The 255-nt window shown below is 46.7% G+C and carries 1 protein-coding gene; it reads right to left on the bottom strand.

Annotated elements, in window-relative coordinates:
* A partial coding sequence (locus ICN47_RS12795) for a hypothetical protein (protein WP_216220292.1) occupies positions 1–209 on the bottom strand: 209 nt, incomplete at its 3' end.
* Positions 210–255: the final 46 nt, after the last annotated feature.

Genomic DNA, 255 nt, shown 5'->3' on the forward strand with positions numbered 1-255 from the left:
ATTGTTGAGCTAAAAGTAATATCGCCACTCGTGCCTGCTGCAGAGCTAGTTAATACAATATCACTACCCAGTGTCACTGCGCCAGTGTAGGTTTGAGCACCGGTGGTGGTGATTGAACCGTTTAAGGCGATGCCATTGCCAGTTACGGCTAAGACATTGGCAGTGTTAATAGCGCTTAAGCTCACTGCGCCGCCCGTGCTAATAGTCAAGTTATTAGAACTACTAACATTTAACTGGTCATAGGTCGTAATCGCC

The sequence above is a fragment of the Polynucleobacter sp. AP-Latsch-80-C2 genome (assembly GCF_018882185.1).
Classification (GTDB): domain Bacteria; phylum Pseudomonadota; class Gammaproteobacteria; order Burkholderiales; family Burkholderiaceae; genus Polynucleobacter.